The 8881-nt window shown below is 66.3% G+C and carries 9 protein-coding genes; 4 read left to right on the forward strand and 5 right to left on the reverse strand.

Annotated features, from left to right (window positions below; translation table 11 throughout):
* Window positions 1–32: 32 nt before the first annotated feature.
* The gene (locus tag AB4099_RS30415; RefSeq protein WP_441480836.1) at window positions 33–1064 is read left to right on the forward strand and encodes an alpha/beta hydrolase; all 1032 of its coding nucleotides are present in this window, start codon (window positions 33–35) and stop codon (window positions 1062–1064) included.
* A gap of 20 nt (window positions 1065–1084) precedes the next feature.
* Here the strand turns inward: AB4099_RS30415 and gor are convergent, their stop codons facing one another.
* Together gor and AB4099_RS30425 are read right to left on the reverse strand one after the other, a co-directional pair.
* Window positions 1085–2449, reverse strand: a complete 1365-nt coding sequence (gor, locus tag AB4099_RS30420; RefSeq protein WP_441480837.1) for a glutathione-disulfide reductase — start codon at window positions 2447–2449, stop codon at window positions 1085–1087.
* Window positions 2442–3740, reverse strand: a complete 1299-nt coding sequence (locus tag AB4099_RS30425; protein WP_441480838.1) for an O-antigen ligase family protein — start codon at window positions 3738–3740, stop codon at window positions 2442–2444. The genes gor and AB4099_RS30425 overlap by 8 nt, the downstream gene beginning before the upstream one ends.
* A 182-nt stretch (window positions 3741–3922) precedes the next feature.
* Here AB4099_RS30425 and AB4099_RS30430 point away from each other — a divergent pair, with 182 nt between their 5' ends.
* The 3 genes from AB4099_RS30430 (at window position 3923) to AB4099_RS30440 (ending at window position 7026) form a co-directional block, all read left to right on the forward strand.
* The gene (locus AB4099_RS30430; RefSeq protein WP_441480839.1) at window positions 3923–4888 is read left to right on the forward strand and encodes a Bug family tripartite tricarboxylate transporter substrate binding protein; all 966 of its coding nucleotides are present in this window, start codon (window positions 3923–3925) and stop codon (window positions 4886–4888) included.
* A 149-nt stretch (window positions 4889–5037) separates the two neighbouring features.
* Window positions 5038–5514 carry a tripartite tricarboxylate transporter TctB family protein gene (locus tag AB4099_RS30435; RefSeq protein ID WP_113512879.1) on the forward strand — a complete coding sequence of 159 codons (477 nt, stop codon included), beginning with the start codon at window positions 5038–5040 and terminating at the stop codon, window positions 5512–5514.
* A 12-nt stretch (window positions 5515–5526) separates the two neighbouring features.
* Window positions 5527–7026 (forward strand): tripartite tricarboxylate transporter permease, encoded by a 1500-nt coding sequence (locus tag AB4099_RS30440; RefSeq protein ID WP_069877181.1) that lies wholly within the window; start codon window positions 5527–5529, stop codon window positions 7024–7026.
* A gap of 170 nt (window positions 7027–7196) precedes the next feature.
* Here the strand turns inward: AB4099_RS30440 and AB4099_RS30445 are convergent, their stop codons facing one another.
* From AB4099_RS30445 to AB4099_RS30455, 3 genes are all read right to left on the reverse strand, one after another.
* Window positions 7197–7721, reverse strand: a complete 525-nt coding sequence (locus tag AB4099_RS30445) for a DUF2059 domain-containing protein (protein WP_162768021.1) — start codon at window positions 7719–7721, stop codon at window positions 7197–7199.
* 185 nt (window positions 7722–7906) lie between these two features.
* Window positions 7907–8608: a ribose-5-phosphate isomerase RpiA gene (rpiA, locus tag AB4099_RS30450; RefSeq protein WP_441480840.1), complete on the reverse strand. Its 702-nt coding sequence runs from the start codon at window positions 8606–8608 to the stop codon at window positions 7907–7909.
* A gap of 17 nt (window positions 8609–8625) precedes the next feature.
* The coding region (locus tag AB4099_RS30455; protein ID WP_441480841.1) for an aldehyde dehydrogenase family protein at window positions 8626–8881 on the reverse strand (256 nt) is incomplete at its 5' end.

Here is an 8881-nt window from a genome sequence, read left to right on the forward strand (position 1 = left end):
GATCACAAGAACATCGGCGGGAGAAACAGGGCATGGTCATTCGCGCGTTCGCGGTTGCTGCTATCATGGTGGCGACAGCATGGGCTGCACGGGCTGAGGAGCCCCTGGCGCTTCGCGGCATGGGTTCGTTCCATGTCGGCGGCAAGCTGGTCGAGATCTCGGGCCGTCCCGTGAAGGAGGTCACCTTCACCCCTGGCGGGGTACCAGCCAAGGTCGACCCCAACGGCACCTACCAGACCGGCCAGATGTATGTGCAGTACTTCCTGCCGCAGAACGAGCGCGGTGCGGCGCCACTGCTGTTCTGGCATGGCGGCGGCATGACCGGCGTGAACTGGGAGAGCACGCCGGATGGACGGCAGGGCTGGCTCGAGTACTTCCTGCGCAAGGGTTGGGCCGTCTATAATTCCGATGCCGTCGAGCGCGGCCGGGCCGGCTGGGCGATGTATCCGGACGTCATCCCCGGCGAGCCGGTCTTCCTGACCACCGCGAACCCATTCGAGCGCTTCCGGATCGGCGCCGGTGCCAATGCCTATGATAAAGACCCGGCCAAGCGGACATTCCTGGCCGGCAGCCAGTTCCCGCCCGATGGCTACGACAATTTCGTCAAGCAGATCGTGCCGCGCTGGACGTCGACGGACCAGATGATCATCGACGCCTATCTGGCCGAGGTCGACAAGGTCTGCCCCTGTGTGATCGTGTTCCACAGCCAGGCGGGCCAATTCGGCTTCAAGGTTGCCCAGGCCCGCCCCGACAAGGTCAAGGCCCTGGTCGCCGTGGAACCGGCAGGCCTCGGAGACCCGGCCAAGGCCGATGTGCTGAAGAACATCCCCGTGCTGATGATCTACGGCGACTACATCGAGCAGGATGCGCGCTGGCCGACGATCCGCAAGAACGGCACCGAGTTCGGCGACAAGATCAAGGCGGCAGGCGGCTCGGTCGACGTCATCAACCTTCCCAGCATCGGCATCAAGGGCAACTCCCACATGCTGATGATGGACAAGAACAATCTCGAGGTGGCGCAGGTCGTCCAGGATTGGCTGGCCAGGAAGGGCCTGACCAAGTGATAGGGGCGCCGCCGCGCTGCTCAGTGGCGCATCGTACGCATCGTCACGAGCTCTTCGGCAGCGCTCGGATGCAGCGCGATGGTGCGGTCGAAATCGGCCTTGGTCGCTCCCATGGTGACCGCAATGGCCACCGCCTGGATGATCTCGCCCGCGTCGTGGCCGATGATGTGGACGCCCAGCATCCGGTCTGTCTTCGCGTCGACCACGAGCTTCATGTAGATGCGCTCATGGCGGCCCGAGATCGTCGCCTTCATCGGACGGAAACCGGCCTCGAAGACACGCAGCTCGTAACCGGCGGCGATTGCCTGTTGCTCGGTCAGGCCAACCGTTCCGATCTCCGGCGTGGTGAACACCGCCGAGGCCACCACGTGGTGGTCCATCGCCCAAGGCTTTCCGCCAAAGGTCGAGTCGGCGAAGGCGTGGCCCTCGCGAATGGCCACGGGCGTGAGATTGATGCGATTGGTGACATCGCCAACCGCATGAATCGACGGCACGCTCGAGGCGGAATTCGCATCGACCATGACCTGACCGACGGGCCCGAGCTTGACGCCCACGGTCTCCAGGCCGAGCCCCACCGTGTTGGGACGACGGCCGGTCGCTACCAGAACGACGTCAGCGTCGATCGGCTCGCCCGTGGCGCAATGGGCGCGGCGCGCGCCGTCGGGCAATTGTTCGATGCGGTCGATGGTGCAGCCCAGCCGCAATGTGATGCCGGCATGGACCAGCGCGTCGCGGAGTCGCGCGCGGAGATCCTCGTCGAAACCCCGCAGGACGTTGTCGCCGCGGTGCAGCACCGTCACCTCGACGCCGAGGCGCCGGAACACGCTGGCGAACTCGAGCGCGATATAGCCGCCGCCCACCACCAGCATGCGCCGCGGCAGGCTCGGAAGATGAAAGATCTCGTTCGAGCTGATGCCGAGTTCGCCGCCAGGGATCGGCGGATCGAAGGCGGGGTAGCCTCCCGTCGCGACCAGGATGTGCCGGGCCCGGACGGTCTCGCCGGATTTCAGCAGGCGCACCGTGTTCGGCCCTTCGACCACGGCGCGCTCTTCGCGGATCGCGACCTTGGCGCCTTCAAGCCCCTTGCGGTAAAGGCCGGAGAGCCGGGTCACTTCGTTGGCAACGGCATCCCGCAAGGTCGGCCAGTCGAAGCTCGGCTTGTCGAGCGTCCAGCCGAAGCCGGCAGCATCCTCAAACTCGTCTGCAAAGCGGCTGGCATAGACGAAGAGCTTCTTCGGGACACAGCCGCGAATGACGCAGGTGCCGCCGATGCGGTCTTCCTCGGCGATCATGACGCGCGCCCCGTGCCCGGCCGAGATCCGCGCCGCGCGCGTACCGCCGGAACCAGCGCCGATCACGAAGAGGTCGACATCGAAATCAGCCATGCTCTGCTCCTCGGCCGACATCTCGGCCCGACTCGAACCAAAGGGCGGCGGCAGCCAGGGCCGCGATCCACCAGCCCTGCCAGGCGCCATGTCCCACCGATGCCATGACGAAGGCTGCCGCAAAAAGTGCAAGCCGCGGGGCGCGTTCGCGCGCGGACAAGGCGCCAAGCCTCCGGAAGAACAACAGCCCAGCAACCAGCAGCAATGCGGCGCCGACGATGCCGGTTTCCGTCCAGAGCTGAATCGGCGCGCTATGCGGGTGTCCAACCGCCAGGAGCAAGCGACGTGGCGGCGAGACCTGTTCTGCGACCGGGTGCGTCTGGAGGGCCGAGGAGGAGCCGAAACCGGAGCCGATGAACGGGCGGGCCGCGATCGCCTCCCCGAAGCTGAGCCAGATGTCGACGCGGTCACGCGAATGGGATTCGGCCGTCTGCTCATAGAGCGCGGGCGGCAAAAGCCGATCGACCAATTGTCCGATCACCGGCGCCAGCACCAGCGTCGCCGCAAAGCCAAGTGCCGTCGCAGCCAGTGTCAGGCGTGGAAGCAGGCGGGCCAGCAGCCCGGCAAGGACGAGAATGCCCAATCCCAGTTTCGCAGTGCCGCTATCGGAATAGAGAATGATGCCTGCAACCGCTGCGGCTGCGGCCCCCGCCAGCAGGCGATCGGCGACGCGTTTCGATCCGGCGTTCCAGAGCAAGTGGACAGCCGGAGCCAGGAGCACCAGGCAGGCGATGACCGGCCGGTTGAAAATGAAGCCCATCTGCTTGCCACCCAGGCCCAGCGTCATGCGCTGAGCGAGGCCACTCTGCAGCTCCAGGAAGATCAGGCCCGAGGCCAGTATCAGGCACATGGCCAGGGCCCGGACCAGTGCCTGCTGCGGCCTGAACCACGCACTCGCCGCGATGACCAGTGCAAAACCAAGCGGCAGCAGTAACTCCGCCCAGGCAGCAAAGCCGGCTGCTGGCCGATGTGTCCAGAGCAGCGAGACCAGGGACCAGGCCAGGAAGGCCGTCAGTGCGAGGCCGATCGGGCTCAGCAAGCCTGCAAGGATGCGCCGCAACAGGGGGCCGACATCGCGGCCCGCCGCGGCAACGGCAGCGGCAGCGAATGCAGCTGCCGACAGCCCGAGCATCAGCGGCGCGGACCGGTTTGCCGCCCACATGACGAGCGGCAATGCCACCATCAGGATGCCGCCCAGCGCTGCGAGTCGAACCGCCGGGCGTGATGGAGAAGGGTCGGTGATCACAGCGCGATCGACATCCCGCGAGTTGATGTTCAAGCTCATGGTCATGCGATTACGCGATCGCACCAAGCCCGCCTAGCGTGAATTCCGCTGGCTTGCGTGCGTTGATGCGCAAAAGACCTTGACTTGAGATTATGCAATCAGGCGCAATTGACCGGCGGAGCGTCAAAGTGTCACTCGCGGAGCGCTGACACCAAAACAGTGCGGGAATCCGCAAGCGGAGGAACAACATGCTCAAATCCATTCTGTCGCGCGGAGCCGTGACGGCTCTGGCGCTCGCTGGCCTGACGACTGCCGCATTTGCGCAGCTCGAACTCAAGATCATGGCTCCGGCCGCGCCGGGTGGTGGCTGGGACGGAACCGCCCGCTCGATGCAGCAGGCGCTGACCGCGTCCGGCATCGCCAAGAGCGTGCAGGTCAACAACGTCAACGGCGCGGGCGGCACCATCGGCCTTGCGCAGTTCGTGAACGGCGCCAAGGGCGACGGCTCGCAGCTGATGGTCAACGGCTTCGTCATGGTCGGCGCCATCCTCCTGAACAAGTCGCCGGTCAATCTCAGCCAGGTGACGCCGATCGCCCGACTGACCGCCGAGGCTCAGGTCATCGTCGTTCCCGCGGATTCGCCGATCAAGACCGCCAAGGACCTCGCCGACCGCGTCAAGGCCGACCCGGCCAAGGTGACCTGGGCTGGCGGCTCGGCCGGCGGCGTCGACCACATCATGGCTGCCCTCTTCGCCGGCGCTGTCGGCGGCGATGCCACCAAGATCAACTACATTCCCTTCTCCGGCGGTGGCGAGGCCCTGGCCGCGCTGCTCGGCGGGCGCGTCACGGCCGGCATCTCCGGCTATGGCGAGTTCGAGGGTCAGATCAAGGCTGGCAAGCTGCGCGTCGTCGGCGTGAGCTCCGGCACCCGCCTCCCCAACGCCCCCGATGCTCCGACCCTGAAGGAGGGCGGCGTCAATCTCGAGGTGCTGAACTGGCGTTCGGTCGTCGCCCCTCCCGGCATCACCGCCGAGCAGCGCAAGGTGCTGGCCGATGCCATGGAGAAGATGGCCAAGTCGAAGGAATGGGCCGAGATCCTCAAGGCTCGCGGCTGGGATGACGCCTATCTCGGCGGCGCCGAGTTCGAAGCCTTCCTGAAGGCCGAAGATGCCCGCGTCGGCAAGGTCCTCCGTGACGTCGGCCTTGTGAAGTAACGCCACAGGCGACTGACGAACATAGGCATGGGCGGGCGGTGCCATCACCGCCCGCCCATTATCTCCTGCCAGTTATCTCTGGCACTCGCCGCTTTGCCATCAGCTGGGCGCACCGGTTCTGGTCCGCATCAAACCAGGTAAGGAACGACATGGCCTCCACCTCCTCGGCCAAGGGCGCCGACATCCCCGCCCTCGTCGTCGCAGCTCTGCTGCTGATCGCGGCGGCTCTCGTTGCCTATGACGCGAAATCGCAGACGATCGTCTCGACCTATGGCGTCGGCCCGACGGCGATGCCCTACGTGGTCAGCGCCGTCCTTGGTGTGCTGGGCCTGTGCCATCTCGTCGTCGCGTTCCGAGAGGGCCTGCCCAAGCCCGAGGCGGTCGACAGCACCGCGGTGCTCTGGCTGACGGGCGGATTGATCGGCCTGATCGCCTGCATCGGGCTCGGCGGCGGCTTCATCATTGCGACGGCCATCGTCTTCTCCGCGACCGCGCGCTCCTTCGGCCGTCAGGCACTGGCCGTCGATTTCGGCATCGGCCTCGTGCTCGGGCTTGCCATCTTCCTGATGTTCTCCAAGCTGCTGCAGCTGACGCTGCCGTCCGGTCCGCTTGAAAAGCTGTTCTGAGGAGCCGGGACAATGGACACATTCAACGCCCTGATGCATGGCTTCTCCGTCGCGATCGAGCCATCGAAACTGCTTTTCGCGCTGGTCGGCGTCTTCCTCGGCACCGCGGTCGGCGTCCTGCCGGGCATCGGACCGGCGCTGACGGTCGCGCTGCTCCTGCCGGTGACCTTCAAGCTTGATCCCGCCGGCTCGCTGATCATGTTCGCCGGCATCTATTACGGCGGCATGTATGGCGGTTCGACCACTGCGATCCTGATCAACGCGCCAGGTGAGAGTGCCTCGCTCGCAACCGCGCTCGAGGGTTCCAAGATGGCCAAGGCCGGCCGCGGCGGCCCGGCACTGGCGACCTCCGCGATCGGCTCCTTCGTCGCCGGCACCATCGCCACGTTGGGCCTCGCGTTCCTCGCGCCCTGGCTGGTTGAGGTCGCGGTCAAGTTCGGGCCGTGGGACTATTTCGCTCTGATGATCCTCGCCTTCGTCACGGTATCGGCGACCTTCGGCGATTCGCCCCTGCGCGGGATCACCAGCCTCGCCATCGGCGTCACTCTGGGCCTTATCGGCATCGACCGCCTGACCGGACAGGCGCGGCTGACCTTCGGCGTGCCTGAACTGCTCGACGGCGTCGAGGTGACGACGCTGGCGGTCGGCCTGTTTGCAGTCGGCGAGGCGCTCTATGTCGCCTCCAAGCGCTTCCGCGACCCGGAGGAGATCGTCCCGATCAAGGGCTCGCTATGGATGACCAAGGAGGACTGGAAGCGCTCCTGGGCGCCATGGCTGCGCGGTACCGCCTTCGGCTTCCCGATCGGCGCCCTGCCGGCAGGCGGCGCCGAAGTGCCGACCTTCCTGTCCTATTCGACCGAGAAGAAGCTCTGCAAATATCCCGACGAGTTCGGCAAGGGCGCGATTGAAGGCGTCGCCGGCCCGGAAGCGGCCAACAATGCCTCGGCCGCCGGCACGCTGGTGCCGCTGCTGACGCTCGGCCTGCCGACCTCAGCGACGGCCGCGATCATGCTGGCCGGCTTCCAGCAATACGGGCTCAACCCTGGCCCGCTGCTCTTCGCCGAACGCCCCGATCTCGTCTGGGGCCTTATCGCCTCGCTCTTCATCGCCAACACGATGCTGGTGATCATCAACCTGCCGCTGATCGGGCTCTGGGTCAGGCTTCTGGCGATCCCCCAGCCCTGGCTTTATGCCGGCATCCTTGTCTTCGCGGCGATGGGCACACTCGCGGTCAAGGCCTCGGTGGTCGAACTCTCGATGCTCTTCGTCTTCGGCTTCCTCGGCTTCCTGATGCGCCGCTACGACTATCCGGTCGCGCCCATGGTGGTCGGGCTCATCCTCGGCCCGATGGCGGAAGCGCAATTGCGCCGCGCGCTCCAGATCAGCCTCGGCGACCCGATGATCCTGCTGGAGAACCCTGGCTCCGCGATCCTGCTCGGCCTGGCCTTCATCGGGCTCGTCGCGCCCTTCGTGATGAGCGGGCTGAACCGTTTCAAGGCCTCCGAGGACTGAGGCATCGGCCCGAACATCGCGCCGGGGCGCCCCAGCGGACGCCCCGTACAGATGATGGAGCTCGGATGCGCAGCACCGGTCAACGGACAGCCCCCCACGCCGCGTCGAAAACCAAAAAGGCCGCCGGTTCACCACCGGCGGCCTTCTCGTTGGACTGCTTGTTCGGCGGCTTAGAGCTGGTGGCCGCGCTTGCGCATTTCCTGGCTGAACCGATCGAACAGGAAGTTGCTGGTCTGCAGGGTCCAAGGCTGCAGCACGACGAAGATCTCGTCGATCGCCTGCGGACGGAAGGCATTGTAGCGCTGCCCGACCGGCGATTTGAAGAAGGCCGCGACCTCCTTGAGGTCGGACTCGGTCATCTTCTTCGCGAAGATCTCGCCCGCCGCGGTGATCATCTCCGCGATCTTCTGATCGGATTCCGGCTTCAGCGTGTCGATCACCTCATTCAGATCCTTCTGGATCTCGGGACGGGTGGTGCCGACGATCTGGCGGACGCGATCGCGAAACTCGCCGTAAATCGACTCGAAGGACTGTGCGATGCCCGAGGAGATCACGACATCGCGGCCAGCCTGGAGCTGCGAAGGCGTCACCGTGGAGGCCGGAGCCGGGGTCGCAGCCGGAGCCTGGGCCTGCGCAGGCACGGCGAAAACAAGCGCCAGACCGACGGCCACGCCGGCGAGGTGGTGACGGAACATTGCGTTGGGCCCCTTCATTATCAGGCTAACTCACACAGCCCGGGCATGACCCTCGCCCGCCCTTCGGCAAGCGAGCCGGTCGGCCCGGCGGTTTCGGTATCGCCGCAATCGGCGTGGTGACGTATCCGTCCGGTTCCGGGCGGCGTGGTGCGCGTCTCCTTAGCGCGGATTGCGCCGGAATGGAATCATTCGATCGTGCCGAGAATCTTCAGGCCCGAGCTGCTGGCGAGGATGGCGCAGGAGCAAATGCCGAGGAAGAGCCCGTGCTCGACCACGCCCGGAACGGCGTTCAGGGCGGCGGCGAGCGCCTCGGGCTGTTCGATGCGCCCGAGATGGGCATCCAGGATGAAGTGGCCGCCATCGGTGACCAGCGTCGAGCCATCCGGGCGCAGCCGCAGCGTGAGCTCGCCTTCCGCCCCCGACGCCGCGATCGCGAAGGCCACGGCGCGGCGCGTCGCCTCGAGCCCGAAAGGCACGACCTCGATCGGCAGCGGGAAACGCCCGAGCGTCTCGACCAGCTTGGTGTCGTCGGCGATGACGACCATGCGCTTCGAGGCCACCGCGACGATCTTCTCGCGCAGATGGGCCGCACCGCCGCCCTTGATCAGACGCAGCTGCGGATCGACCTCGTCGGCACCATCCACCGTCAGATCGAGCTCCGGCGTCTGATCGAGCGTCGACATCGGGATGGCCAGGGCCTGGGCCTGGGCCTGCGTCGCTTCGGAGGTCGCGACGCAGAGCACATCCAGCCCCGCCGCGACGCGAGCGCCGAGCAGGTCGACGAAATGCTTCGCCGTCGAGCCCGTGCCGAGGCCGAGCCTCATGCCCGGGCGAACCAGTTCGAGCGCGCGCGCGGCCGCCTGCTTCTTGAGATCGTCCGGGCTCATGAGCTTGTCCTGACCTGTCACGCGCCCAGCCCGCCGAGGAGCATGTACTTGATCTCGACGAACTCATCCATGCCGTGGAGGGAGCCCTCGCGGCCGAGGCCGGATTCCTTGACGCCACCGAAAGGCGCGACCTCGGTGCCGAGGATGGCGGAGTTGATGCCGACCATGCCGTATTCGAGCTCCTCGGCGACGCGGAAGGCGCGACCGAGATCCCGGGTGTAGAAATAGGCGGCGAGCCCGAAGGGCGTGTCATTGGCCATGGCCACGACCTCG

The sequence above is a fragment of the Allobosea sp. 2KB_26 genome (assembly GCF_052115715.1).
In the GTDB taxonomy this organism is placed as follows: domain Bacteria; phylum Pseudomonadota; class Alphaproteobacteria; order Rhizobiales; family Beijerinckiaceae; genus Allobosea.